The organism is Frigoribacterium sp. VKM Ac-1396 (assembly GCF_015350895.1).
Classification (GTDB): domain Bacteria; phylum Actinomycetota; class Actinomycetes; order Actinomycetales; family Microbacteriaceae; genus Frigoribacterium.
In genome coordinates this window covers 124740-150636 of the sequence record NZ_JADKSD010000004.1, presented here as the reverse complement: position 1 = coordinate 150636, position 25897 = coordinate 124740, and the positions used below count along the sequence as shown (strand labels likewise).

Here is a 25897-nt window from a genome sequence, read left to right as displayed (position 1 = left end):
TCCGGCCTGACGGCTCAGCGCCTCGGACCCGGCGGCTCAGCGCCTCGGGCCCGGCGGCCCAGCGCCTCGGGCCCGGCGGCCCAGCGCCTCCGGCCCGACGGCTCAGCCCGCGGCGCCCGTGCCGAACAGCAACCCCAGCAGGTACGTCACCGCCGCGGCGCCGAACCCGATGCCGAGCTGCCGCAGGGCGCGCTTGAGCGGACTCGCACCCGACAGCAGCCCCACCACGGCGCCCGTGCCGAGCAGCGCGACGCCGACCAGGCCGGCGGCCACGACCACGGCGGCGAGCCCCGACAGCCCGAACAGGTAGGGCAGCACCGCGATCACGGCCCCCGACGCGAAGAAGCAGAAGCTCGAGGCGGCAGCCCCGAACGCCGTGCCGAGGGTCTCGTGGGTGGCGGGTTCGTCGGCCGCGCGCGCCTCCTGGTCGGGGGCGTCGGCCCAGCCGGCCGTGGCGGCGCCCGGCGCGGCACCCGCAGGAGGCGCGCTCGGCGACGACGCCCCTCGCCCCGCGCCCGCGAGCACCTGCCGCGCGTGGGCCTCGGCCTCGTCCGGCGACATGCCCCGTGCCCGGTAAACGAGCGCCAGCTCGTTGGCGTCGACGTCGAGGTCGGGCAGCACCTGACGAGCCGTCGGGTCGGGCGTGGAGGCGTCGAGCAGCTCGCGCTGCGACCGCACCGAGACGTACTCACCGGCCCCCATCGACAACGCACCGGCGAGCAGCCCCGAGAGCCCGGTCAACAGCACGACGTGGTTCGCGACGCCCGAGGCGCTGATGCCGAGCACGAGCGCGAGGTTGCTGACGAGACCGTCGTTCGCCCCGAACACCGCGGCGCGGAACGACCCCGACAGCCGGTTGCGTCCCCGTTCGGCGAGCCCGCGGACGACCTCGCCGTGGATGCGCTCGTCGGCCGCCATCGCGTCGGTGGCGTCGGCGTCGGTCGCGTACGGGGAGCGCGCCTCGGCGCTCTGCACGAGGGCCAGCACGAAGATCGAGCCGAACCGCCGGGCGAGCCGGCCGAGCACGCGGGTGCGGAGGTCGGTGCGGGCCGGGCGCCCGACGTCGTCACCCAGCAGGTCGACCCAGTGCTGGGCGTGGCGCCCCTCGGCGTCGGCCAGAGCGAGCAGGATCGCCCGTTCGTCGCCGTCGCGGCGGCGGGCGAGGTCACGGTAGGTGGACTCCTCGGCCCGCTCGTCGGCGAGGTAACGGCGCCAGCGGCGGAGGTCGGCCGGGCTGCGGGTGGTGCTGCTGGTGGTGGTGCTGGTGGGCATGGGCTCAGTATCGCCGTCGGCCCACCCCCGCGACCGGCGCTCGAACCCTGCCTAGGCAAATCGCCGAGCGCCGCACCGCGGGGTCGGGCCGGCGCGGGGTGGGGCGGCGAAGGGTCGGGCCGGCGCGAGGTCGGGCCGGCGCGGGGGTGGGCGGCCGGTCCCGCGGGTACGGTCGACCGGTGACCCCGACCCCGCCCACGGCTGCGACGCCTCCGCCGCGCTACCTCGGCGTGGACCTCGCCTGGCGCGACTCGACGCCCGAGCGCCCGGCGAACGAGACCGGCCTGGCCGTGATCGACGCCGACGGCACGGTGCTCGACGCCGGCTGGGCCCGAGGGGTCGACGAGGTCGAGGCCTGGGTGCTGCACTGGTCGACCCCGGGGTCCGTCGTCGCCGTCGACGCCCCCGTGTTGGTGCCGAACGCGACCGGCATGCGGGCGAGCGAGCGGCTCGTGGCGCGCGCCTACGGTCGGTGGCACGTCTCGGCCAACGCGAGCAGCGCCTCCTTGCCCTGGCTCGGCGGACGCACCCTCGGCGAGCGCCTCGAACGCGCCGGAGGCGTCTACGACGACGGCGTCGTGCCGCTGCCGGCCCACGCCGTCGGTCACTTCGAGTGCTACCCGTACACGACGCTCGTCGGCATGGCCGAGCTCGGCTACGACGACAAGCGTCCGCGGTACAAGCGCCCCGACCTGACGCTGCCGAAGGAGGCGCGGCGCGAGGCGCGAGCGGCGGCCTGCGACGAGCTGCTGCGCCGCCTGGGCGGGCTGGCCGGGGCCGAGGTGCCGCTGCGGCTCGGCTCGCACCCCGTGTCGGCCGCGCTGCTCGACGAGCCGTCACCGCTCGTCGACCGTGCGTACAAGCACCGCGAGGACCTCCTCGACGCCCTGGTCTGCGCCTGGACCGCGGCACTGCGCGCCCGCACGCCCGAACGCCTGCAGGTGCTCGGCGTCGACACCGAGGCGGACGACCGCGGGAGGCGCGCGACCCTCATCTCGCCGGCCCGCCCCGAGCAACGACTCGGCCCCGCCCCCGTGGCGCGGCTCGGGCGAGGTGCTGAGCCGCGCCTCCTGGGGTGACGCCCTCTCGGCGCGAGCCGCGCCTCCTCGGGTGACGTCCTCTCGGTGCGACCCGCGCCTCCTCGGGTGACGCCCTCGGGGCGCGAGCCGGCGGCGGGGTCGAGCCGCGCCTCCCGACCCCGGCTCGTGCCGCCCGTGTGGCAGGCTGACCGCATGCCCGCACGACCCGTGACCGTCCGCCGCACGACCGCCGACGACTGGGAGCGCGTCCGCGACCTCCGCCTAGCGATGCTGGCCGACACCCCGATCGCGTACGGCGAGACGCTTGCCGTCGCGCGGCGCCACGGCGAGGCCGAGTGGCGCATGCGCGGTGCCCGGGGCGAGGCCGAGCACGGCACCTCGCTCGTCGCGATCGACGACGAGACCGGCGACTGGGTCGGCGCCATGGGCGGGTTCCTTCAGGCGGCCGGGCAGCCCCTGCTGGTCGGCGTGTACGTCGCCCCGTCACACCGCGGCCGTGCGGCCGGGGTCACCGACCTGCTCCTCGACGGCGTCGAGGCCTGGGCCGCGACCGAGGGCGACGCCCTGCGCCTGCACGTCCACGAGCAGAACGAGCGGGCGATCGGCTTCTACCGTCGCCGCGGCTACGAGCCGACCGGTCACACGAACGCCTACGCCCTCGACCCGACGGCGCGTGAGCTCGAGATGCTCGCGCCCCTGCGCTGACGACGTCGACCGACCCGTGGCGAGCTCGTACGACGTCTTCTTCGAGGGTCCGCACGACGAGTCGCGGCAGCTCGTCGAGCGGACGCTGACCGATCACGGCTTCACGCTGTCGCTCTCACCGGACGGCAGCACCAGGGCCGTCCGCGGCACGCTGGTCTCGACGCTGGCACTGAGGGCCTTCGCCGGGCGGACGCAGTTGCTGACGCTCGACGTCCAGTGGTTCGTCGACGACCACGCACGCCTCGTCGCGCGGGTCGTGCACGCGTCGAGCACGGCGGTGCTGGGCGGACCGGTCGGCGTCGTGCGGGCACAGCGGGCCGTCGGCGGGCTGGTCCGGTCGCTCGAGGAGGTCGCCGCGGCGCGCCGGGCCGCGGCCCCCGGGGCCGAAGCACGCGGGGCCGAGGCGCCCCGGACCGCGACACCTCGTGAGGGGTGACGGTGGCCACCTCACCCGGACGGACGCCACCGGCCGTGTCCCCCGAAACGCACCGGAGCACAGCCGTGCCTGTGAGGCGCGTCCACGTCTGAACCGCGCCAGCCCGTGCGGCCTAGCGTTCGTCGGGATGGAGGGCGCGAGTCTTGCATCGGTGTCGTCCGGACCGTGGGTCCCTGCCCGTGAAGCTCTCCCTGCGGCCCGGCGGCGTCACGGAGAGGGCGCCGGGCCCCGACGGACCCGACGTCCTCTTCGTGACGCCCGATGCGCCGATCGCGCCTGGCGTCAGCCCGCGGTGCCGTCGACGTAGAGCCATCGCCGGTCGACCCGGACGAACCTGCTGACCTCGTGCTGCACCCCGACCCCGTCGGCATCGCGGAAGAGCGCCTCGAACTCGACCGTGCCGTCGTCGTCGAACGGCCCACCGGCACGTGTCCCCACGATCTCGAGCCGGAACCAGCGTGTCTCCGGGTCGACCTCGAGCGTCGCCGGCCTCGTCGCCGGGTGCCAGGTCTCGAGCAGGTACGAGGCCCGCGCGAGCACGAAGGCCGAGTACCGCGAGCGCATCAGCCGCTCCGCCGTCGGGGCAGGCGCCGTGCCGTGGTGCGCCGGCCCGCAGCACGACCCGTAGGCCTCACCGCTGAGGCAGGGGCAGCGGGCCGAGTCGTCGAGGTCGCGGCCGTCGGTCGGAGCAGCAGAGGTCATCGCGCCATTCTCCGGCACGGCACCCCGGCATGGCCCGGCCCGGCCCCCGACGCCCCGCATGCGCCCCGCCCCGTCCTGCCCCTGCCCCTGCCCCTGCCCCTGCCGGCAACTCCTTCTCCCTGCCGCGGCCGCGCCCCGTCCACGCCCATCCCGGCACCCGGCCGCAGCACCAGCCCGGAATTACCCGCACCGACCGTCGGTTCCTGGCACCGCGCTCCAGCCCAACACGTTCCGCACCTGACACGTCCTAGCTCCTGCCCCTGCCCCTGCCCCTGCCCCTGACGGCAACTCCTTCTCCCTGCCGCGGCCGCGCCCCTTCCACGCCGCCCCCGGCACCCGGCCGCAGCACCAGCCCGGAATTACCCGCACCGACCGTCGCACGGACACGGACACGGACACCGGCAACGGCACCGGCACCGGCACCGGCACTGGCACTGGCACTGGCACCAACGTCGCCATCGGCCCCTCACCGGCACCCCCGTCGACGACGGGCCGACACGGTCGAGGGTCTCGGCCGGGGCTGCGCCGCGCGCCGGCCGTACGGGCTACACCGCGGGCGGGCCGGCGGCGCACCGACCCGGCTCCCCAGTCCGGGTCGCACCCCAACAGGCCGCCCCCGCACTGGGAGTCGCCTGGACGTCCGCGACCTGGCACGGTGAGGGGGTGACGAACTCTCCGACCAACGCCTCGCACCCCGTCCACGAGCAAGAGCTCGTGTTCGCACACGTGCGAGCCGTGCTGGACCCGGGGAAGACCGGCCGCGTGCTGCCCCGGCTGTCCCGCCGCAAGACGGCTCGCGCCCTCGCGTCGGCCGGGTTCTGCAACCTCACGGGCGAACCCGTCCGTGCCGCGGCCCTGAAGCACGACGGGACGCAGTTCTTCGACCGCTCCGAGACCGTGCTCGTCGAGACGCTCAACACGGGCCGACGGTTCTACGGCCTGTTCGTCGAGCCGACCTCGCCGAGCCACGAGGACTGGGCGACCGTCACCGACATGTTCGCCGAGCTCGGCCGTCGCGTGCACGGCCGGCTGGCCCCCGCCGACCAGTTCCGCGGCTGAACTCGACCGTCCCTGCCGGCCGCACGGCTCACGCACACGAGGTCGCACCACCTGCGCGTCGTCGAACCACCCCGGAGCGTGGTTCGACGACGCGACGGTGGTGCGACCCGCCCCGCCCGGCCCCGCACGCGCCCGACCACGGCCCCGGCCCCGGCCCCGGCCCCGCACGCGCGACCACGGCCCCGGCCCCGCCCGGGCCGCACCCCGCACCGCCCCGCACCCGCACCACCCGGCACCACCCCGCACCCGATAACGTCGCGGCATGCACGCCCTGCCGCCCGGAGCCCTCCGCATCGTCCACCTCAGCGACGCGCACCTGCTCGCGGACGGGGCCCTGCACCAGGGCGTCGTCGACACGGCCGAGGCACTCGACCTCGTCCTGGCCGAGGCCGCGCGGGTCGAGGGGGTGCGCCTGCTGGTGGGCTCGGGTGATCTGTCGGACGACGGCAGCCGCGCCTCCTACCGCCACCTGCGCGAGCGCACGGACGCCTGGGCCCGCGCGGCGGGCGCCGAGGTCGTGCTCGTGCCCGGCAACCACGACGTGCGCGCGGGCTTCGCCGAGGTGCTCGGCGGCGACCCGGCCGGGCCGCTCGACCTCGTCCGCGAGGTGGACGGCTGGCGCGTGATCGGGCTCGACACCTCGGTGCCCGGGGCCGGCTACGGCCTGGTGCGGCCCGAGCAGCTCGCCCGGCTGCGTGACGAGCTGGCCACGCCGGCGGCACGCGGCACCGTGCTGGTGCTGCACCACCCGCCGATCGCCGCGCCGACGACCCTGCACGAGTCGCTCGCCCTGCAGTGCCCGGAGGCGCTGGCCGCGGTCGTCGAGGCGTCGGACGTCCGCGTCGTCCTCGCCGGGCACTACCACCACCACATCGTCGGCCATCTGGCGGGCGTGCCCGTGGTGGTCGCCCCCGGGGTGGCGAACGACACGGACGTGCTGGCCACCGTGGGCACCGAGCGGGCCGTGCGCGGCTCGGGCTTCGTGGTGGTCGAGCTGTCGGCCGGAGGCGCGGTGTGTTCGACCGTCGTCCGCGCGCACGACCCGCGAGACGGCGACGAGGTCTTCGTGCTCGACGAGACCGCCGTCACCCGCATCGCCGCCGAGGCCGGGCCGCCCCCGGCGACCTGACACGCGCCGACACGCACGCCACGCGCCTGCCCGGGCCGACCCGCGCCGACCGGCCCCGCCCCCAGGGGCCGCGCGTAGGCTCGCCGCAGGTCTGCCGCCCACCCGGGGCCGGCGTGAGGCCGTCGAGTCGTGAAAGTGGGACCCCATGCGCGTGGTCGTCGTCGGAGCCACGGGCAACCTGGGCACCGCCCTGCTCACCCGTCTGCAGGCCGAGCCCGAGGTGACCTCCCTCGTGGGCGTGGCGCGTCGGGGCCCCCGCATGGCGACGCCGCCCTACGGCGAGGTCACCTGGTTCTCGATCGACGTCGGGGCCGACGACTCCCCTCTGGCCCTCGAGCGAGCCTTCGCCGGGGCCGACGCCGTCGTGCACCTCGGCTGGGCCCTGCAGCCGAGCCACCGCAAGGCCGTCATGTACCGCACGAACGTGCTCGGCACGTCGCACGTGCTCGACGCCGCGGCGCGGGCCGGCGTGCCGCACGTGCTCGTCGCCTCGTCGGTCGGCGCCTACTCGCGCGGCCCGAAGGGGCGTCGGGTCGACGAGAGCTACAAGACCAAGGGCGTCCGCCGGTCGAGCTACTCGAAGCACAAGGCGATCAACGAACGCGTCATGGACGCCTTCGCCGAGCAGCACCCCGAGGTCACGCTGACCCGGATGCGTCCGGGGCTGGTGTTCCAGGCCGCCGCCGCGAGCGAGATCGTCGGGTTGTTCGTCGGCCGCTGGGTGCCGACCCGCTGGATGCAGCGCGTGCGCCCTCCGTTCGTCCCGCTCGCCCCGCGCTTCGTGTCGCAGGTCGTGCACGCGAGCGACGTCGCGGACGCTTTCTGGCGGGCGATCGACCGTCGCGCGGGTGGTGCCTTCAACCTGGCGGCCGAGCCCGTCGTCGACCCCGACCTCGTCGCGAGGGCCTTCGGTTCGCGGCTGTTGCCCGTCCCCTACCGCCTGCTGCGCGCCGTCGTCCAGCTGACCTGGCTGGCCCGGCTGCAGCCCACCGAGCCCGGCTGGCTCGACATCGCCGCGAAGATCCCCGTCATGTCGACCGAGAAGGCCCGCACGGTGCTCGGCTGGACTCCCCGCCACACCTCGGACGAGACCCTGCGCGAGTTCGCGCACGCCCTGGCGCAGCGCACGAACCACGAGGGGTCGCACCCGCTGCACGGCTGACGTCGCCCGGCCCCGCGGCCCGGCCCAGGCAGACCCGGCCCGCCCAGCCCCAGTCCGACCAACCCCAGGCAGACCCGGCCCGACCAGCCCCAGCCCGGCCCGGCCGGCCCGACCAGCCCCAGCCAGACCTGGCCCGGCCCGCCCGTCCCGCTACGGCAGGGTCAGCTCGAGCACCCCGTCGTCGTGCACCCGCACGGTGACGCCGTCGTACCCCGTGACGCGCGGCAGCCCGTCGGCCGCCGGCCCGTCGTGGTCGCCCACGACGACGACCGAGGCCCCGGAGGCGCGCGCGGCCTCGAGTCCCGCCGCGGCGTCCTCGAAGACGACGACCTCGCCGGGGTCGACGCCCAGCAGCTCGGCAGCCCGCAGGTAGCCGTCCGGCGCCGGTTTGCCGACCGCGACGTGCTCGGACGCCAGGACGACCGCCGGCCACGGCACGCCGGCCTCGGCCATGCGCGACCGTGCCAGGTCGAGGTTCGCGCTCGTGACGAGGGCCACGCGGTCGGTCGGCAGGCTCGCGACGAAGGCGGCCGCACCCGGGATCTCGACGGTGCCGTCGCGACCCCCGGCCTCGACGGCCTGCAGCCCGTCGGTCAGCGCGCGAGCCTCGCCCTCGGGCAGCCGGGGCAGGAACCGTCGCACCGTGTCGTGGGTCTGCCGCCCGTGCGCGAACGCGAGCAGCTCGACCGCGTCGAGGTCGTGCTCGGCCGCGAAGTCGGTCCAGATGCGCTCGACCACGGCGGTCGAGTCGACGAGCGTGCCGTCCATGTCGAACACGATCGCGCGGCAGGTCAGTGTGGTCATGCCGCCAGTCTGCCCCGGCGCACATGCGGCACGCACCCCGGCGGCGTACCGTGCGCGCATGCACGATGACGAGCACGACACCACGACCGGTTCCACCCCGAGCGACGCCTCCGCGACCACCGACGGGGTCGGGTACGCCGGCACCGCCGAGACCGCCCCCGACCGTCGCGACGCCGACGACCCGACGGCGGACTTCCCGCGCAGCGAGCAGACCACCGCCGAGATGCAGCGGTCGGCCACCGAGGACTCCCCCGCCGTCGACGAGGACACCGACCTCGACGCCGTCCAGACCCTGCCCGGTGAGGGCGGTCCCGACGACGGCGGCGACATCGAGGTCGACCCCGACGACCTGAACCTCTCGGGCGACTCGATCCCCGGCCACCCCAAGCCGGGCGAGGCCGACCCGGCAGACCCGGCGTCCGGCGGGGCGACGCAGACCAGCCCGAAGCCCGGGCCGCCGAAGCCCCGCGACTGACGCTCCGCACGCACCGACCACGAAGGGCCGCACCGTCTCGACGGTGCGGCCCTTCGGCGCGTGTGGTGTGGTGCCGGGCGGGCCGCCCCGTGAAGAAGCTCCCAGCCCACCGGCACCACGCGCCCACCATGGGCGGGCTCGCTCACGGTACCTCCGCCGTCTGGGTGCACGAGGGGCTGAGGCGACGAGAAACCCCTGATCAGGACCCCAGATCAGCTAGACGGCCTAGCGACCCGGGCACGGCGGCGTGGCATCGCACGCCGTCCGGGACTCCGGCCCACCGCGCAGTCGCGTGAGCGTCTAACCTCTCGCCCTCGAGCGACTTTCCACAGCCTGTCCACAAAGCGAAAACCGCGACCCGAGGTACGGTCGATGACGTGACCGACCTCGCTGCCGACGCCTCGCCCACCACCGACACCGCGCCTCCTGCCCCCGTGCTCGTGGTGATCGACCGGGCCCGCGCCGGGGCCGTCGGCGAGGGCCCCGGCTGGCACGTCACCGACCCGACGGGGCCGGTCGTCACCGCGGTCGACCTGGGCGTGACGCGCGGCGACGGCATCTTCGAGGCGTTCGGCGTGGTCGACGGAGCCGTGCAGGCGCTCGAGCCGCACCTGCGCCGCCTGGCCCGCTCGGCGGCCCTGCTCGACCTGCCGGAGCTCGACCTCGACGTGATCCGCGAGGCCGTGCTCGCCTCGGCCGCGGCCCACGCACCCGTCCCGTTCGCCCTGACCAAGCTGATCGTCACCCGCGGCCTCGAGGGCGTGCCCGACAGCGAGCCGACCGCCTGGGCGCGCACCGAGGTGTTCGAGGACCACGCCGCCGAACGCCGCGACGGCATCCGCGTGGTCTCGCTCGACCGTGGCTACCGGCACGACGTCGCGCAGACCTCTCCGTGGCTGCTGCAGGGCGCGAAGACCCTGTCGTACGCCGTGAACAAGAGCGTCCTGCGCGAGGCCGCCCGCCGCGGCGCCGACGACGTGCTCTTCGTCAGCAGCGACGGCTACGCCCTCGAGGGCCCGTCGGCCTCGCTGGTCGCCCGCTTCGGCGATCGTTTCGTCACGCCACGCACCGACCAGGGCATCCTCGAGGGCACGACGCAGGAGGCCGTGTTCGACGCCCTCACCTCCCTCGGCCACGAGACCGCCTACGAGCTCGTGCCGCTCGAGCGCGTCCGCGAGGCCGACGCCCTGTGGCTCGTGTCGAGCGGGCGGCAGATCGCCCCCGTGTCGACGCTCGACGGGCAGGCCGTCGCGATCGACCACGAGCTGACCCGGTCACTGGTCGAGGCGCTCTGGGCCCGGCGCGACTGACGCCGGCCCGCGCGACGACGCGCCCGCGCGTTCGAACAGATGTCCACCTTGCGAACGATGTCCCGGCCGATGGTGGCGATGCCCCGGTGACCTGCGAGAGTTCGGAATGCGTCGATTCACGGCGACGCGACCCGCACCACCCCGTTCCGCACGCGGTCGCAGGGCCGCAGAGATGAGCAGAACAAGATGAACATCGTCCACGCCTCCGGGCACCACCCCTTCGCGCACGACCTGGCTCCGACCGAGCCGATCGACATCAGCGCACTCCTCCTGGCCGAGGCCTCGGCATGAACGCCGCCGACCTCGCCCGTCTCAGCCACGACCAGCTCGTGGCACACGTCCGTCGCTCCGTCGACGTGACCGGCCATCTCTACGTGGCCGACCAGCGGGTGCCCGCCGCCCGCATCGAGGTCTACCCCAAGCGCCGACGCGACGGCCGGGCTCCCCGGTCGCACGCCGACCGTGGGCCCGTCGTCTGCGGCACCGTCGTCGACATCACGCCGGGCCCGCGTTACGCGGACTTCTTCGCCCCCGCGGCGCAGCAGCTCGCCACGGCCTGACCCAGCTCGGCCTCGGCCGACGCGATCCGAGACCGCCGTCCCCTCGGGGGCGGCGGTCTTTCCTGTGTCCGACGGACGAAGGAGGCGCGGTGCCGGCCCCGAGGACCCTCACCGCGCCTCCTGCGCTCGCGTCGTCGACGCCTAGGAGGCGCGGCTCCGCAGCAGCGTGAAGCTCGCGTCGCGCACGAGCAGCGTCGTCACGGCGCCCTCGACCTGCTGGCCGGGGTCGCTCGACGCGGCGAGCTCCCACTCGCCGTGCGGCGCGTCGGGCACGTTGAACTCGACGACGCTGTCAGACCCGTTGACCAGGTAGGCGAACGCGTCGGCGTCCTTGTGCGTCAGCACGAACGTGATCGCCTTATTCTCGCCCTGCTGCCAGTCGCCGCTCGAGAACGAGTGGTCGTCGGCACGGCGCACCTGCACGTGGTCGTCGCTCTCGACCTCGGGCGCGTAACGGAACCAGTCGGGGCGCAGGGCCGGGTTCTCGCGGCGCAGCGTGATCAGCTCGGTAGTGAAGGCGAGCAGGTCGCGGTCGGCGCGCTCCCAGTCGAACCACGAGATCTCGCTGTCCTGGCAGTAGGCGTTGTTGTTGCCGCCCTGGCTGCGGGCGATCTCGTCACCACCGAGGATCATCGGCACGCCCGCGCTGAGCAGCAGCGTGCCCAAGAAGTTGCGTCGCTGGCGGTCGCGGTACTCGTTGACCGCCGGGTCGTCGGTCGGGCCCTCGTCGCCGCCGTTGAACGACTTGTTGTCGCTCTCGCCGTCCTGGCTGTCCTCGCCGTTCTCCTCGTTGTGCTTCTCGGCGTAGCTCGTGAGGTCGGCGAGGGTGAAGCCGTCGTGGGCGGTGACGAAGTTGACGCTCGACAGGGGCGAGCGACGGTCGGCCTCGTACACGTCGGGGCTGCCGAGCACGCGGTCGGAGAAGGTCGACAGCACGCCGGGCTCGCCGTTCCAGAACTCGCGCACGTCGTCGCGGAACTTGCCGTTCCACTCGGACCAGTCGGCGGGGAACCCGCCCACCTGGTAGCCGGCGGTGTCCCAGGGCTCGGCGATCATCTTGACGCTCTGCAGCACCGGGTCCTGGTGGATCAACGTGAGGAACGCGCTGTGCTCGCTGGCCTCGCCGCCCTGACGGGTGAGCGTGGTGGCGAGGTCGAAGCGGAACCCGTCGACGTGCATCTCGGTGACCCAGTAGCGCAGGCTGTCCATGATGAGGCCGAGGGCCGCCGGGTGGCTGACGTTCAGGCTGTTGCCGGTGCCGGTGGTGTCGAAGTAGTTGCCCTCGTCGCCCTCGACCAGGCGGTAGTAGGCCGCGTTGTCGATGCCCTTGAACGAGATGGTCGGGCCCATGTGGTTGCCCTCGGCCGTGTGGTTGTAGACGACGTCCATCCACACCTCGAGCCCGGCGGCGTGGAGGTCCTTCACCATCTGCTTGAACTCGGCCACCTGACCGCCGCGGGTGCCGGCGGCCTTCGAGGCGTACTCGTCGTGCGGGGCGAAGAAGCCGATCGAGTTGTAGCCCCAGTAGTTGCGCAGGCCCTTCTCCTCGAGGTGGCTGTCCTGCACGAACTGGTGCGTCGGCAGCAGCTCGACCGCGGTGACGCCCAGGTCGGTGAAGTGCTTGATCGCGGCAGGGTGGCCCATGCCGGCGTAGGTGCCGCGGATGTCCTCGGGCACGTCGGGGTGCGTCTGCGTGAAGCCCTTCACGTGCACCTCGTAGACGACGGTGTCCTCCATCGCCGTCAGCGGGCGCTCGTCGTCGCCCCAGTCGAAGTCGCGGTCGGCGATGACGTTGCGGGGCATGGCGTCGGCCGAGTCGGACTCGTCCATCGTCTCGGGCTCGTCCATGTCGTGGCCGAAGACGGCCTGACCCCAGTCGAAGCCGCCGTCGAGGGCGGTCGCGTACGGGTCGAGCAGCAGCTTGTGCTCGTTGTGACGGAGGCCGGCGGCCGGGTTCCAGGGGCCCGCGACCCGCAGGCCGTAGCGGGAGCCGACCCGCGCCTCCTGGACCACGTCGTGGAACACGTGGCCGGTGCGGTTGGTCAGCTCGAAGCGGTGCTCGGCGCCGCCGTCGGCCTCGTCGTCGAACAGGCAGAACCAGACGTGGTCGGCGGTCTCGGAGTACACGGCGACGTGGGCGCCGCCGTCGGGCAGGGGCGTCACGCCGAGGGGGTAGGGCAGGGAGCGGGAGTCGGTCATGCTCCCAGCAGTACAGGAGGCGCGGTGTCGGCGGCCAAGCTGAGCGCCGTACCCCGCCGAACGGCCCCGCACCTGCGCTCCGTGTCCGCCCTCCCCACCCGCGCCTCCCGCCTGCCGCCTCCCGCCTCCCGCCTCCCGCCTCCCACCTCCCGCCTGGCGGGCACCTTGAACCCCGTTCACGAAGATGAACCACGTTTTCTCGGGGTTCATCTTCGTGAACGGGGTTCATCGTGTGAGAGTCGCGACACGCTCGTCTCCTCCACAGGCCTGGGACGGCTGCCCTCATCCCCATCCGAGGAGGCGCGGCTGCGGTTCCCGACGTCCCGCCCGCCAGGCTCGCGTCATGTCCCTCCTCGAACCCCTCCCATGCCCCCTGCTCTTCACCTCGACCCACGGGGCGACGACCCGCGAGGCGCGGCAGCTGCAGCTCCGAGCCCGTCGGGGGGCGTTGGTCCGAGTGCATCAAGGGGTCTACGCGGATGCCCAGCGCTGGCGCGAACTCGACGCGGTAGAACGCCACGTCGTGCTGACCAGGGCGGTCGTCGCCGGTCTCGACCCGCAGTGCACGGTCTCGCATGCCTCCGCGGCGGCGTGCTGGGGGCTGCCTCGGGTCCACGACGACCCGGGGGACGTCGTCACCGTCGTCGATCCGCGACGCACGACCGCCAGGCGCTCGACCCACCTCCTCCGACGACCCGGGTTCGTCCCGTCCGACGACAGGGCGGAACTCCACGGCCTCCGGCTGACCTCGCTGGAACGGACTGCTGTCGACGTGTCTCGAACGGCATCGTTCGCGGACGCCGTGATGTGCCTGGACGCCGTCCTCCGTCGCCTGGTGCTGCCCGACGGACACCGCACCGGCGCCGTGGTCCAGGCCGAATTCCAGCGGGCCCGTGCCCGCATCTCCTCTCGGCTCGGTCCGGCGTCGAGTCCGGGCGGACGAACCGCTCGGCGCGCTCTCGAGTTCTCGTCCGCCTGGGCGGAGAACGGAGGTGAGAGCCTCTTGAGGGTCGTGCTCTTCGAACTGGGCCTGTCCTCCGTCGAGTTGCAGAAGGCCTTCGAACTCGACGGACTGTTCGTCGGGCGCTGTGACGTCTTCCTGCGGGCCTTCGGCGTGGCCCTCGAGTTCGACGGTCACGTCAAGCTGACCGATCCGACGATGCTGGCGGGGCGGACGCCGGCCGAAGTCGTCAGACAGCGGGGGCGGCGCGACCGACGCCTCCTGCGCCACCCCGAGATCCGTCACGTCGTGCACTGTGAATACGCCGACCTGGTGTTCCCCGAGAGACTGGTCGAGTTGCTCCGCACGGCCGGCGTCGCGATCGATCCGCGCCGGGTGTCGGCTGCCGCCCGGATCGCGGGACGCCGCTTCTCGGGAGCGTCCGCATGAACCCCGTTCACGAAGATGAACCCCGATTCATCGGGGTTCATCTTCGCGAACGGGGTTCCAGGCTGGGCGCGGGCAGGGCGAGCGGGCAGGGCGCGGGCAGGGCGGGCAGGGCGGGGGCCGGCCGGCGGCTAGCTGACGTGCACGTCGGGGCGGCGGCCACGCGCGGGTTCGGCCCGGCGCAGCACCTCGCGGGTCACCGGCGCGACCTCGCCCACCCCGGTCAAGAAGAAGCGCCCCATGTTCGACAGCGGGTTGCCCTCGGTCCACTCGAAGTAGATGTCGGGCACGATGCCGGTCTCGTCGCGGATCGCCAGCAGCACGCTCGCCAGGGCGTTCGGCACGGCGCCGCTCGTGGTGCGCAGCACGCGGTAGCCGTGGACGGCGTGCCCGGTGACGACGAGGTCCTCCTCGAAGTTCGACGAGTCACCCTTGTGCACCTCGACGAAGATCACCGGCGATCGTTGCGGGATGCCGCTGTACTTCCGCTCGGCCATCAGCTTCTTCTTGTAGATCTCGGCGACCTCGCGCCCCGGTTCGTGGGCGATGACGCGGATCGTGCCGTACTCGTCGGCGTCCTCGCGCACGTACGACAGCGCGGCGTCGTCGAGGGTGACCGACGTCGCCCGCAGCTGGAACGACCGTTGCACGCGCGACACGAGCGACACCGCGAGGATGCCGATGATGAAGATCGCGGCGATGCGTACGCCGTCCGGGCGCTCGACGACGTTGGTGATCGTCGTGTAGACGAACACCAGGGCGACGACGCCGAAGCCGATCGTCCGCTTGCGCTGGCGGGCGCGTCGCGCCGACAGCGTCACGGCCACGGAGGCGCTGGTGATCAAGACCAGCACCCCCGTCGCGTAGGCACCGCCCTGGGCGTCCACGTCCGCGTCGAACACGATGGTGATGACGAACGCGACGACCGTGAAGACGATCACGAGCGGACGGACCGCCCGGGCCCACTGCGGCGCCATGCCGTAGCGCGGCAGGTAGCGAGGCACGAGGTTGAGCAGCCCGGCCATGGCCGACGCCCCGGCGAACCAGAGGATGCAGATCGTGCTGACGTCGTAGAGCGTGCCGAACCCGTCGCCCAGGTACTGGTGCGCCAGGAAGGCCAGGGCGCGGCCGTTGGCCGACCCCCCGGCCTGGAACTCCTGCTGCGGGATCAGCAGCGTCGTGACGAAGCTCGACAGGATCAAGAACGAGCTCATGATGATCGCCGCCGTGGCCAGCAACCGCCGGGCCCCACGGATGCGCCCGACGGGCTCGGCCGGGGTGTCGGTCGGGTCGCCGGTGATCTGCGGCATGACCGCCACGCCGGTCTCGAAGCCCGACAGGCCGAGCGCCAGCTTCGGGAAGACGATCAGCGCGATGCCGACCATGACGAACGGGTTGCCGTGCTGCACGGTCAGCGCGGCCCACCAGTCGCCGATGACGACCGGATTCTCGCCGATGTGGAACAGCGAGACGACGATGACGACGAGGTTGAGCGTCAGGAAGATCGCGACGAGCACGACGGCGATGCCGATCGCCTCGCGGAACCCGCGGAGGAACACGGCGGCGAGCAGCGCGACGAGCACGAGGGTCAGGGGCACCTCGGCGCCGTGGAACCACGCCGGGGCGAAGGGGTTCTCGACCGCGTGGGCCGTGGCGTCCGCCGCCGACAGGGTGATCGTGATCATGAAGTCGGTGGCCGCGAAGCCCAGCAGCACGAGCACGAACAGCTTGCCGCCCCACCACGGCAGCAGGCGCTCGAGCATGGCGATCGAACCCTCGCCGCGCGGGCTCTCGCGGGCGACGCGGCGGTACACCGGCAGCGCCCCGAAGAGCGTGAGCAGCACGAGCACGATGGTCGCGAGGGGCGAGAGCAGGCCGGCCGCGACGGCGGCGATGGCCGGCTGGTAGCCCAGCGTCGAGAAGTAGTCGACGCCGGTCAGGCACATCACCCGCCACCACGAGTGGGTCTTCTCGGGCACCTCGGCGTGCGGCCCCTGGTGCGTGCCCGCGGTCTCGGTGAGGCCGTGCAGCAGCCAGCTGCGCATGCGCCGCCTGGTCGCGTTCGGGGTCGAGGGTTCGACCCTGGCGGGTGACTCGGGGTGCGCGGTCACGGGATCCTCTCGGAGGTGCGGAGGGCGCACCGGCCGGGAGGCAGGCACGCGCCCTCTCACGTTAGGCCTCGCGCGCCTCCCGGTGGCGACCCCGAGCGTTAGGAAGTCGTGAGGATCGACGCTCCGCCCGGTCAGTCGGCGTCGAGAGCGGCGGCGTCGGACGCCGGGCCGCCGTCGGGCACGAAGCGGTAGCCCATGCCGAGCACGGTGACGAGGTGGCGGGGAGCGGACGGCACGGGCTCGAGCTTCTTGCGCAGCTGGGCGAAGTAGAGCCGGAGGTAACCGGTGTCCTTCGCGTGGAACGGGCCCCAGACCTCGGTCAGGATGGCCTCGCGGGTGATCAGCTTGTCGGGGCTGTGCAGCAGCAGCTCGAGGATCTTCCACTCGGTCGGCGTCAGCCGGACCGACACGCCGCCGCCACCACCGCCCGGACCAACAGGCACCCCGGCACCAGCACCGGCCCCGGCACCCGCACCAGCCCCGGCACCGGCACCCGCACCCGCATCGCCACGCGGCCGCCGCAGCACGGTCTTCGCCGACAGGTCGACCTGCACGTCGCCGAACGACACCACGGGTTGCTCGTCGTCGGCGCCCGACGGCAGGCGGCGGGTCTGTGCCCGGATGCGGGCGAGCAGCTCGTCCATCGAGAACGGCTTCGTGACGTAGTCGTCGGCCCCTGCGTCGAGCGCCTCGACCTTGTCGGCTGCGTCGGTGCGGCCCGAGACGACGAGGATCGGCACCGTCGACCAGCCCCGCAGCCCCTGGATCACCTCGACGCCGTCGAGGTGCGGCATGCCGAGGTCGAGCATGACGAGGTCGGGGTGCCGCGACGCCGCCAGGTCGAGCGCCTCGCGCCCGTCGGCGGCCGTGACCACGTCGTAGCCGCGGGCGCCGAGCGTCACCTTCAGCGCCCGCAGGATCTGCGGGTCGTCGTCGGCGATCAGGATCTTCACGGCACTCACGACGCCGACCGTACCCGATCGTCGCCGGCCACCCCGCCGACCGCAGCCCGGCCCCCGGTCGCCGCACCGCTCGCCGCAGCCCCGCCCCCGCTCGCCGCACCGCCCCCGCTCGCCGCACCCCCGCCTCCGGCCGCCGCAGCGCCACCGACCGCGGGCAGCCCGACCACCATCGTCAGCCCGCCGCCAGGGGTGTCGTCGAGCGCCAGGCTGCCGCCCATCGCCTCGACGAACCCCTTGCTGAGCGCCAGGCCCAGTCCGAGGCCCGTGCCGTTGTCGGTGTCGCCTAGCCGCTGGAAGGCCACCATGATCTCGTCGCGCCGTTCGACCGGCACCCCGGGGCCGCGGTCCACCACGCGCAGTTCGACGCGGTCGCCGAACGCGCTGGTCGAGATGCGCACCCCCGTGTCGGGCGGCGAGTGTCGCAGGGCGTTGTCGAGCAGGTTGACCACGACGCGTTGCAGCAGCACCGGGTCGGCCCGGACGGCCGGCACCGTGGCCCGGAGCGCGAGTTCGACGTCGGCGGGCCCGAGGCCGAGCTCGTCGAGGGCGCCGAGCACGACCTCGTCGAGGTCGACGGCGGCGGGGCTCACGGCGAGTGCCCCGGCCTGCACGCGGCTGACGTCGAGCAGGTCGGTGACGAGGGTCGAGAGCGAGTCGAGGCTCTCGTGCGCGGTCGAGAGCAGCTCGTCGCGGTCGGCGTCGCTCCAGGTGACGTCGGTCTGACGCAGACCGCTGACGGCGGCCGTCGCGGCGGCGAGCGGCCTGCGCAGGTCGTGGCCGACGGCGGCCAGCAGGGCGCTGCGCATGCGGTCCACCTCGGCGAGCGGGGCGACCTGCCCCGCGGCACGGCTCAGTTCGGAGTGCTCGAGGGCCGCCTCGACCTGCGCCGCGACGACGTCCAGGAGGCGCCGGTCGGCCGCCTGCAGCTCGGGTCCGGTCAGTTCGAGGGTCGCGTCGGCGCCCGCGGCGATCGCGGTGGTGGTCTCGCCGGGGGCCCCGGGTGCCGCGCGTCCCTCGTCGGCGAGCCGCGCCTCCCCGATCTCGACGCCCCCCTGGACGACGCGGACGCGGGTCATGCCGAGCGCTTCGCGGGTGCGGCCGATCAAAGCCTGCAGGGCGTCCTGCCCGCGCAGCACGCTGCCCGCGACCGTGGCGAGCAGCTCGGTCTCGGCGAGCGCGCGCGCGGCGGCCCGACTGCGGCGGGCGGCCTGGTCGACGACGTAGCTGACGATCGCGGCGTTCAGCACGTAGAGCACGAGGGCCGCCAGGTGCAGCGGTTCGGCGATGGTCAGCTGGTAGATCGGCGCGATGAAGAAGAGGTCGAGCGTCACGCCCGAGAGGAGCGCGGCGAGCAGCGCCGGCCACAGGCCGCCGGTGACGGCCACGACGACGACGAGCAGCTGGAAGACCAGCACGGTGCCCGCGATGCCGTCCTCGGACCGGTGCCCGGCGAGCAACCCGGTGAGCAGCGGCCCGGCCACGAGGGCGAGGACGAAGCCGGCCACCACGCGGCCCCGCGACAACGCCCCGCCGAGGCGCGGCAGCACCCGCTCGCGGCCGGCCGAGGCGTGGGTGACGATGTGGACGTCGATGCTGCCCGACTCGCGGATCACCGTCGCGCCGATGCCGGGCCCGGTCAGCGCGGCGGCGAGGCGCCCGCGCCGGCTCACGCCGATGACCAGTTGCGAGGCGTTCACCCCGCGGGCGAAGTCGACGAGCGCTCGCGGCACGTCCTGACCCACGACCTGGTGGTACGTGCCGCCGAGCTTCTCGACCAGGGACCGTTGCGCGGCGAGGGCGCCCGGTGCCCCCTGGCGGAGGCCGTCCTGGCCGCTGACGTGCACCGCGACCAGCTCGCCGCCCGACGACCGGGCGGCGATGCGGGCCCCGCGACGGATGAGCGTCTCGCCCTCCGGCCCACCGGTGAGGGCGACGACGACGCGTTCTCGGGCCTCCCACGTGCTGTCGATGCCGTGCTCGTCGCGGTAGGCCTTGAGGGCGCTGTCGACCTCGTCGGCGAGCCAGAGCAGGGCGAGCTCGCGCAGGGCCGTGAGGTTGCCCAGGCGGAAGTAGTTCGACAGCGCCGCGTCGACCCGGTCGGCCGGGTACACCACGCCCTCGGCCAACCGGTCGCGCAGGGCCTGGGGGGCGAGGTCGACCAGCTCGACCTGATCGGCGGCGCGCAGCACCGCGTCCGGCACGGTCTCGCGCTGGGCGGCCCCGGTGATGCGCTCGACGACGTCGGTGAGCGACTCGACGTGCTGCACGTTGACGGTCGAGACGACGTCGACGCCGGCGTCCAGCAGCGCCTCGACGTCCTGCCACCGCTTCTCGTGCGTCGAGCCCGGGGCGTTCGTGTGGGCGAGCTCGTCGACGAGCGCGAGCTGTGGCGCCCGTGCGAGCACGGCCTCGAGGTCGAGCTCGTCCAACGTCACCCCGCGGTGGACGACCGTCCGCCGGGGCACCGTCTCGAGGTCGCCGACGCGCGCCGAGGTCGCCCGCCTGCCGTGCGTCTCGACCACGGCCACGACGACGTCGAGCCCCTCGTCGCGCAGCCGCGCTCCTTCTTCGAGCATCGTGTACGTCTTGCCCACGCCGGGCGCCGCCCCCAGCAGCACCCGCAACCGACCTCGCCTCATGCGCTCAGCCTGTCACCCCGGAAGCGGATCGACGAGCACACGGGAACGCCCCGTGACCGCGGGGGCCACGAGGCGTGTGTCTCGAGAGGACCAGGACCCCGCTCGTGGTTCAGCAGGAGGGTCGCACCCGACGCGGCCCTTCGCGATCTCACGGAGGTCTTGTGCCCGGTGCCTCTCGAGGCCGTCCGACCCGAATCGGACTCCCCCAGAGTACGCGATCCCCGCACGCCGTTGCCCATTGGGCATGGAAATTCTCAGGAACTCGCGGCACCATGGTCGGATGCAGCAGACCTCGGCACGCGGCGGCCCGCCCCGATTCGCGACCGAGGCCGTCGGCGGGCGTGACGAGAAGCGTCGCGCGACCAGTCGCGGCCTGGCGGACGCAGCCTTCCGACTGGCGACCGAGAAGGGCTTCGACGGCTTCGTCGTCGAAGACGTGACCGCCCTGGCAGGTTACTCGAGGCGGACGTTCGCCAACCACTACTCGTGCAAAGAAGACGCCGTGGCCTCGGTGCTGCTCAACAAGGCGGGCGCCGCCGTCGACGCGTCCGACCTCTCGGCCCTGGCGTCGTTCGAGGGCACCGACATCGACCTGCTCGAACTGCTGCTGCTCTCGGCGGTCGACACGCAGCTGTGCGAGTACATGATCAGCCTGCGGCACCTGCTGCGGACGCACGAGCCCCTGCTGCCGTACGTGCTCGCGGTCGGCGTCCCGATGACCGAGCGGGTCGGCGACGTCATCGCCCTCGCCGTCGGGCCGTCGCGTGACCCCCTGACGACGTCGCTGCTCATCCACTCGACCTGGGGCGCGGTCATCGCCGTCCTCCGCGGCGTCTACGACCCGTGGGCCGACGCCACCACCGACGACGAGCGCGTCGAGGCACTCCGGGCCTACTGGGTGACGACCTTCGACCGGTTCCGCACGGGCTTCGGCCCGGTCGCCTGAGCCGTGACCGTCCCGTCCGGCGACGACCGGGGTGCCGGTCCGCCCGACGGTGAGGTGCTGGCCGGCGGCAACATGAACGCGGTCGTCCGCCAGGGCGACACCGTCCTGCGCGTGGCCGGCCCCTGGACGCCCACCGTCCACCGCCACCTGGCGTACCTGGCGCGGGCGGGCGTCGTCGGCATCCCCCGACCGCTCGGCATCGAGGGCGGCCGCGAACGCCTGAGCTTCGTCGACGCCGACGTGCCCGTCTACCCGCTGCCCGACCACGTCTTCACCGACGAGGCCCTGGTCGAGGGTGCCCGACTGCTGCGGCGGCTGCACGACGCGAGCATCGGCTTCGGCCTCGACGGCGCCGTCTGGCAGGCACCGGCGAAGGTGCCGTCCGAGGTGATCTGCCACAACGACTTCGCACCCCACAACCTCGCCTACGACGCCGCGGGTCACGTCGTGGGCGTCATCGACTTCGACTTCGCCTCGCCCGGCCCCCGCCTCTGGGACCTCGCCTACTACGCGACCCGCGCCGTCCCCCTCACCGACCGCACTCCCCCGAACGCACCCGGCATGGCCGATGCCGAGCGCCGCGTGCGACTGATGCTCGACGCCTACGGCAGCGAGGCGACCTGGGCCGACGTGCTGCGGGTCGCGATCGTCCGGTTGCACGACCTGGCCGAGATGAGCCGCGACAAGGCGGTCGAGCTGGGCAAGGCCGAGCTCGCCGCCGACGCGGACGGGTACGAACGCGAGGCCGCGTACCTGGCGACCCTGCGCGACTGAGCCGCGCGCGCCTCCCGGGGTCGCCCGTGCCCTCGCCGGCACGGCGGCGACACCGCCGGCAGGGCGAAGACACCGCGGCGGCCCCGTCAGGAGGCGCGGGTCGGCCCCGTCACGCCAGCAGGTCGACGGCGAGGTAGCCCGCGTAGCCGCCCGACGTGCGTCCGTCGCGCCGGCCCGAGGTCAGCACCTCGCCGACGTCCGAGGCGACGAGCGTCGCACCCGCGGCGCGCAGCCGGTCGACGAGGTCGTTGTCCTCGTGCAGGTCGACGGGGGCGAACCCCCCGACGGCCGTGTACGACGAGGCCCGCACGCCGAGGTTGGCGCCGTGCACGTGACCGTTCGGTCGGCCCGGCGTGTGCCGCCCCGTCCACGCCGCGATCTGGCGGGGCGCGAGGTCGGCGAAGTCGGGGCGCACCGTGCCGATGACGACGTCGGCTCCGAGGGCGGCCCGGTCGAGCTGGTCGTCGATCCAGCCGACCGGGACGACCGAGTCGGCGTCGGTGCAGGCGAGCCACACGGCGTCGAGGGGCAGCGCGTCGGCCGACGGCGACTCCCCCGACGGTGCGTCGGCCGGCGATCCGCCCGCCGGCAGCCCGAGGGCGGTCAGGGCGGCGTCGACCCCGACGGCCCGGGCGACGCCGACACCGCGGGCGTCGATCTCGACCACGCTCACGCCGGGGTGCGCCCGGGCGGCCGCGACCGTGCCGTCGGTGCAGGCGTCGGCCACGAGGACGACGACGACCCGCGCCTCCGGGTGCGTCCGCGCCGTGTGCCGACGGGCGCGCTCGACGCCGACGAGGGCGCGCGAGACGAGCTCCTCCTCGTCGTGCGCGGGCACGACGACCGCGACCGCGCGCACGGCCCGGGCGGGCACGGGGCCGACGGACGCAGGGCCGGCGGACACGGGGCGGTCCGGCGCGTCGCTCATCGCAGCCCCGTCCGCTGCGCGACCGAGCGCGGGTCGCGCGAGAACACGTCGAGCACGAAGTCGTCCTCGACGTGGTGCGAGACCCGGTGGAGGCGCGGGTCGGCCCCCAGCCGGGCGTGGACGTCGCCGGCGCTCTGGCGGAAGTCCCCCTCGGGCTGCAGCCAGTGGCAGGCCACGACGTCGCCGTCGTCGGCGAGCCCGTCGACGATCGAGTCGACCAGTCGCCCGAACGCGTCGGGGCCCAGGTAGTAGCCCACCTCGCTGAGGACGACGAGGTCGAAGGCACCCGCGGGGTAGTCCACGGCGGCGTCGGCCTGCTCGACCGTGACGTGCGGCAGGTTCGCGAGTCGTTCGCGGGCGGCCTGGACGGCGACCGACGACACGTCGAGGGCCAGCAGGCGATCGGCTGCCGGGGCCAGGTCGCCGGTCAGCACGCCGATCGAGCAGCCGACCTCGAGCACGCGGCCGTAGCGTTCGCGCGGCAGCGACGCGATGGTCAGGGCGCGCTTGCGCCGTTCGTACCAGCGCGTGGTGACGCGCCAGGGGTCGGCCCGGCGGGCGTGCGTCCGGTCGAAGGTGGCCTCGGTCGCGGCCGCCGGCGGGCTCGAGGTCCCGTGATCGTCGACGACGAACACCTCGCGCCCGCGGGCGAAGTGCCGCTCGAACACCGGGTGCAGCACCGCCGCGTCCGCGGGCGCAGCCGACAGCGGTCGACGCTGCGACGCATAGGCCGCCAGGGCCGAGCGCTTCGCGGCCTCGGCGGCGGCGTCGAGCGGCGACAGCCTCATCGACGCCCAGGGCACGTCCGGGTGCTCGGGAGAACCCCAGTGCCAGAGCCAGATCGGGTACTGCAGCAGCCGGGGTGCCGAGGCACCGGCCTCGTCGACCAGCTCGGCCGCGATCTCGCCGAGCACCCGGTGGTCGCGGTGGCCGTCGCCGCGCCAGGGGGCGACGAGCACGCCGCCCGGCCCGGGCAGCAGGGGCCGCAGGCGTTCGGTGATCTCGGCGCGGGCCTCGCGCACGGCCCCGTCGGGCACGGCCCACCGGACCAGCTCGACGTCGTGACCCAGCAGGCCGACCGCCACCCGCGCCTCCTCGGCCCGTGTCGCGACGAGGCTCTCGGCGGCGGTGGCCGACCCGGGGTGCGAGGCGGCTCCGTCGGTGACGACGACGACGGTCACCGACAGCCCACGCGCCGCCGCGTCGGCGATCAGGCCGCCGGCACCGAGCGTCTCGTCGTCGGGGTGGGCGGCCAGCACGACCAGTCGCGACACCGTGGCGGGGTCGACGGCGCCGTCGAGCGGCGGCAGGGCGAGGAGGCGCGGGTCGGCCTCCCAGGTCTCGACCGGGGTGCCCGGCGCGCGACCGTCGAAGCTCACCACGCGGCGCGTCCGTCCGCGACGGCGTCGCTCAGCACCGTCTGGCCGAGCGAGGCGTCGTCACGTTCACCGTGGTGCTGGCGCAGGTACAGCTGGAGGTCGGCGACGCGCTTGGCGTGGGCCGCGTCGGTGGCGAGCGGCGCGGGGCCCAGGGCGCGCGACGCCCGGGCGAGCACCTCGTCGCAGGCGTGGGCGACGGTGCCGCGGACGCGCTTCGCGAGGAGGCGCCCCGCGTCGCCGGTCGCCTCGCCGGCGTCGACGAGGTCGGCCGCCTCGACCAGCGCGCGACGAGCGTCGGCCAACCGCGTGTCGACGAGGCCGAGGGCCTGCAGGAGGTGCGGGTCGGCCGGACGCCCCGGCGCGCGACCCGAGGCGGTCACCGCCGCGGTGAGCAGTGTGCGGGCCACCCCGACCGCGCCGCCGTACCAGCACGCGGCGACGCCGATGCCGCCCCACGAGAACCCGGGCCGTTCGAGGTACCAGCCCGGCGCACCGACCTCGTGTGCCTCGACGTCGTCGAACGAGACCGGGCCGGACGGGATCTCGACGAGGCCCCTGGCGTGCCAGGCGTCGGCCTCGACGGTGACCCCGGGCTGGCGGAGGTCGACCGAGAAGAGCCGACGGTCGTCTCCGACCCAGGCGGTGACCAGGGCGCCGTCGACGGTGCCCGCGAGCGAGCACCAGGGCTTCGTGCCCGAGAGGGACCAGGCGGGGGCGGCGCCGTCGGGCTCGGACGCCGTGCCCGGCCGGGGCTCGGCGGCGAGGCGGACGCCGGGCCCCTCGGCGGCGAACACGCCCCATGTGAAGGAGTCGTCGTCGCGGGCCCGCGCGGGAAGGGGCGAGGGGACGTCGCCGTCTTCGCCGTCGCCGTCGCCGGTCGCTGCGGCGACTGCCGGGGCGTCCCCGGCGTGCTGGTCGAGGATGGCGATCGCGTCGAGGTGCGGCTCCGCGGCCCGGGCGGCACCGAGGTCGTGGGCCGCGAGCGTGGCCAGGGCCTGCCAGAGGTCGGCGGTCGACCCGAGTCCGGGCAACGCACCGTGCCGCCCGAGCTCGACCGCGAGGTCGAGCGCATCGGCCACCGGCGGTGTCGCCCGCGATCGCAACCGGTCGACGACGAGGGCGGTGGCCGTCCCGACCACCGGGCCGGCGCCTCCCAGGGTGACCGGGACCACGGGCTCGGTCGGGTCAGGAGGCGCGGTGGGGGTCATCGTGCCGACGCTAGTCGGTCCGGCCCCGCTCGGCGGGCCCTTGACAAGCGTCTCGACGACAGATGTCGCCTCGCGACACGCGGACGACGCCTGTCGGCGATCAGAACCTGTCGTCGATCAGAACTCGTCGGAATCGAGGGGGATGCCGTCGGCGGGCTCGCCGGACTGCGGCTCGGCGCCCCGCAGGCGTTGGATGCGCGCCTCGATGTCGTCGACCAGGCCGGGATCGTCGATCTCGGCCTCGTCCGTCTGCTCTTCGGAGACCAGCATCTGGCTGGCCGGGCCGAGCAGGATCTGGAACCTCTGGTGCAGACCCATGCGGTCCATGCCCGGCAGGTCGACCATGTCGGACTTGTTCTTCATCGCCAGCGCCCGCGCGTACTCGACGACGGCGGCCGCGATCGTGTCGCCGGTGACCATGTACTCGTCGGTGTAGTGGATGCGTTTCACCCGGGGGCCTCCTGCGGTCGAGACGACTCGTCGTCGCCGATCACGCTACGCCGCAGCCGTCTGGGAGAGCACCACACCGGGGGACGCCGGTGCGACCGAGAGAGGGCAGAAGAAAAGCCACCCCGGAACATCTCTGGCGAGAGAGAGGACCGACGTGGCTTTCCGCGGAGCCGGTGGGATTTGAACCCACGGTTCCCACAAAGGGAACTCCACCTTAGCAGGGTGGTGCACTAGGCCGAACTATGCGACGGCTCCGAGCG

At 74.1% G+C, this 25897-nt stretch carries 23 protein-coding genes and 1 tRNA gene; 12 read left to right on the top strand and 12 right to left on the bottom strand.

The window, feature by feature from the left end; genetic code table 11:
- Window positions 1-102: 102 nt before the first annotated feature.
- Window positions 103-1272, bottom strand: a complete 1170-nt coding sequence (locus ITJ55_RS15335; protein WP_194596183.1) for a VIT1/CCC1 family protein — start codon at window positions 1270-1272, stop codon at window positions 103-105.
- Between the two features lie 179 nt (window positions 1273-1451).
- On the opposite strand from ITJ55_RS15335, the gene ITJ55_RS15330 reads away from it, so the two are divergent.
- From ITJ55_RS15330 to ITJ55_RS15320, 3 genes are all read left to right on the top strand, one after another.
- Window positions 1452-2351, top strand: a complete 900-nt coding sequence (locus ITJ55_RS15330) for a DUF429 domain-containing protein (RefSeq protein ID WP_194596182.1) — start codon at window positions 1452-1454, stop codon at window positions 2349-2351.
- A gap of 153 nt (window positions 2352-2504) precedes the next feature.
- The gene (locus tag ITJ55_RS15325) at window positions 2505-3017 is read left to right on the top strand and encodes a GNAT family N-acetyltransferase (RefSeq protein WP_194596181.1); all 513 of its coding nucleotides are present in this window, start codon (window positions 2505-2507) and stop codon (window positions 3015-3017) included.
- Window positions 3018-3033: 16 nt separating this feature from the next.
- The gene (locus ITJ55_RS15320; RefSeq protein WP_194596180.1) at window positions 3034-3453 is read left to right on the top strand and encodes a hypothetical protein; all 420 of its coding nucleotides are present in this window, start codon (window positions 3034-3036) and stop codon (window positions 3451-3453) included.
- Between the two features lie 282 nt (window positions 3454-3735).
- Here ITJ55_RS15320 and ITJ55_RS15315 read toward each other — a convergent pair whose 3' ends face one another.
- Window positions 3736-4155, bottom strand: coding sequence for a YchJ family protein (locus ITJ55_RS15315; protein ID WP_194596179.1), 420 nt, complete (start codon window positions 4153-4155; stop codon window positions 3736-3738).
- A gap of 663 nt (window positions 4156-4818) precedes the next feature.
- Between ITJ55_RS15315 and ITJ55_RS15310 the strand changes: the two genes are divergently transcribed.
- The 3 genes from ITJ55_RS15310 to ITJ55_RS15300 all read left to right on the top strand — a co-directional run bounded on the left by ITJ55_RS15310 (window position 4819) and on the right by ITJ55_RS15300 (window position 7505).
- Complete coding sequence (locus tag ITJ55_RS15310; RefSeq protein ID WP_194596178.1) at window positions 4819-5214, top strand: hypothetical protein; 396 nt, start codon at window positions 4819-4821, stop codon at window positions 5212-5214.
- Between the two features lie 262 nt (window positions 5215-5476).
- Complete coding sequence (locus tag ITJ55_RS15305; protein WP_194596177.1) at window positions 5477-6343, top strand: metallophosphoesterase; 867 nt, start codon at window positions 5477-5479, stop codon at window positions 6341-6343.
- 145 nt (window positions 6344-6488) lie between these two features.
- Window positions 6489-7505: an NAD-dependent epimerase/dehydratase family protein gene (locus ITJ55_RS15300; RefSeq protein WP_194596176.1), complete on the top strand. Its 1017-nt coding sequence runs from the start codon at window positions 6489-6491 to the stop codon at window positions 7503-7505.
- A 150-nt stretch (window positions 7506-7655) separates the two neighbouring features.
- On the opposite strand, the gene ITJ55_RS15295 is transcribed toward ITJ55_RS15300, so the two are convergent.
- Window positions 7656-8309 (bottom strand): HAD-IA family hydrolase, encoded by a 654-nt coding sequence (locus ITJ55_RS15295; RefSeq protein WP_194596175.1) that lies wholly within the window; start codon window positions 8307-8309, stop codon window positions 7656-7658.
- Between the two features lie 58 nt (window positions 8310-8367).
- On the opposite strand from ITJ55_RS15295, the gene ITJ55_RS15290 reads away from it, so the two are divergent.
- The 3 genes from ITJ55_RS15290 to ITJ55_RS15280 all read left to right on the top strand — a co-directional run bounded on the left by ITJ55_RS15290 (window position 8368) and on the right by ITJ55_RS15280 (window position 10654).
- A complete protein-coding gene (locus ITJ55_RS15290) occupies window positions 8368-8784 on the top strand; it encodes a hypothetical protein (protein WP_194596277.1) in 417 nt (138 codons plus the stop codon).
- Window positions 8785-9161: 377 nt separating this feature from the next.
- Window positions 9162-10094, top strand: coding sequence for an aminodeoxychorismate lyase (locus ITJ55_RS15285; RefSeq protein WP_370544198.1), 933 nt, complete (start codon window positions 9162-9164; stop codon window positions 10092-10094).
- A gap of 287 nt (window positions 10095-10381) precedes the next feature.
- Window positions 10382-10654 (top strand): hypothetical protein, encoded by a 273-nt coding sequence (locus ITJ55_RS15280; RefSeq protein WP_194596174.1) that lies wholly within the window; start codon window positions 10382-10384, stop codon window positions 10652-10654.
- A gap of 141 nt (window positions 10655-10795) precedes the next feature.
- Here ITJ55_RS15280 and glgX read toward each other — a convergent pair whose 3' ends face one another.
- Entirely contained in the window at window positions 10796-12853 is a 2058-nt protein-coding gene (gene glgX / locus ITJ55_RS15275) for a glycogen debranching protein GlgX (protein WP_194596173.1), read from the bottom strand.
- A gap of 772 nt (window positions 12854-13625) precedes the next feature.
- On the opposite strand from glgX, the gene ITJ55_RS16135 reads away from it, so the two are divergent.
- Window positions 13626-14243, top strand: a complete 618-nt coding sequence (locus tag ITJ55_RS16135) for a hypothetical protein (RefSeq protein WP_228498737.1) — start codon at window positions 13626-13628, stop codon at window positions 14241-14243.
- Between the two features lie 128 nt (window positions 14244-14371).
- Here ITJ55_RS16135 and ITJ55_RS15265 read toward each other — a convergent pair whose 3' ends face one another.
- The 3 genes from ITJ55_RS15265 to ITJ55_RS15255 form a co-directional block, all read right to left on the bottom strand.
- Window positions 14372-16351 carry an amino acid transporter gene (locus ITJ55_RS15265; protein WP_370544197.1) on the bottom strand — a complete coding sequence of 660 codons (1980 nt, stop codon included), beginning with the start codon at window positions 16349-16351 and terminating at the stop codon, window positions 14372-14374.
- A gap of 131 nt (window positions 16352-16482) precedes the next feature.
- Window positions 16483-17304, bottom strand: a complete 822-nt coding sequence (locus ITJ55_RS15260) for a response regulator transcription factor (protein WP_194596266.1) — start codon at window positions 17302-17304, stop codon at window positions 16483-16485.
- A 5-nt stretch (window positions 17305-17309) separates the two neighbouring features.
- Complete coding sequence (locus ITJ55_RS15255; protein WP_194596170.1) at window positions 17310-19952, bottom strand: ATP-binding protein; 2643 nt, start codon at window positions 19950-19952, stop codon at window positions 17310-17312.
- Between the two features lie 280 nt (window positions 19953-20232).
- Here ITJ55_RS15255 and ITJ55_RS15250 point away from each other — a divergent pair, with 280 nt between their 5' ends.
- Together ITJ55_RS15250 and ITJ55_RS15245 are read left to right on the top strand one after the other, a co-directional pair.
- Window positions 20233-20898, top strand: a complete 666-nt coding sequence (locus tag ITJ55_RS15250) for a TetR family transcriptional regulator (RefSeq protein ID WP_056261164.1) — start codon at window positions 20233-20235, stop codon at window positions 20896-20898.
- A 3-nt stretch (window positions 20899-20901) separates the two neighbouring features.
- On the top strand, window positions 20902-21672 hold the full coding sequence (locus tag ITJ55_RS15245; protein ID WP_370544196.1) for a phosphotransferase: 771 nt from the start codon (window positions 20902-20904) through the stop codon (window positions 21670-21672).
- 109 nt (window positions 21673-21781) lie between these two features.
- Here the strand turns inward: ITJ55_RS15245 and ITJ55_RS15240 are convergent, their stop codons facing one another.
- The 5 genes from ITJ55_RS15240 to ITJ55_RS15220 all read right to left on the bottom strand — a co-directional run bounded on the left by ITJ55_RS15240 (window position 21782) and on the right by ITJ55_RS15220 (window position 25892).
- Window positions 21782-22600 carry a glycosyltransferase family 2 protein gene (locus tag ITJ55_RS15240; RefSeq protein WP_228498736.1) on the bottom strand — a complete coding sequence of 273 codons (819 nt, stop codon included), beginning with the start codon at window positions 22598-22600 and terminating at the stop codon, window positions 21782-21784.
- Entirely contained in the window at window positions 22597-23982 is a 1386-nt protein-coding gene (locus ITJ55_RS15235; protein ID WP_194596169.1) for a bifunctional PIG-L family deacetylase/class I SAM-dependent methyltransferase, read from the bottom strand. Before ITJ55_RS15235 ends, ITJ55_RS15240 begins: the two co-directional genes overlap by 4 nt.
- Window positions 23976-25187, bottom strand: coding sequence for an acyl-CoA dehydrogenase family protein (locus ITJ55_RS15230; protein WP_228498735.1), 1212 nt, complete (start codon window positions 25185-25187; stop codon window positions 23976-23978). Before ITJ55_RS15230 ends, ITJ55_RS15235 begins: the two co-directional genes overlap by 7 nt.
- A gap of 117 nt (window positions 25188-25304) precedes the next feature.
- Complete coding sequence (locus ITJ55_RS15225; RefSeq protein WP_194596168.1) at window positions 25305-25637, bottom strand: hypothetical protein; 333 nt, start codon at window positions 25635-25637, stop codon at window positions 25305-25307.
- A 165-nt stretch (window positions 25638-25802) separates the two neighbouring features.
- Window positions 25803-25892 (bottom strand) — tRNA-Ser (locus ITJ55_RS15220).
- Window positions 25893-25897 lie beyond the last annotated feature (5 nt).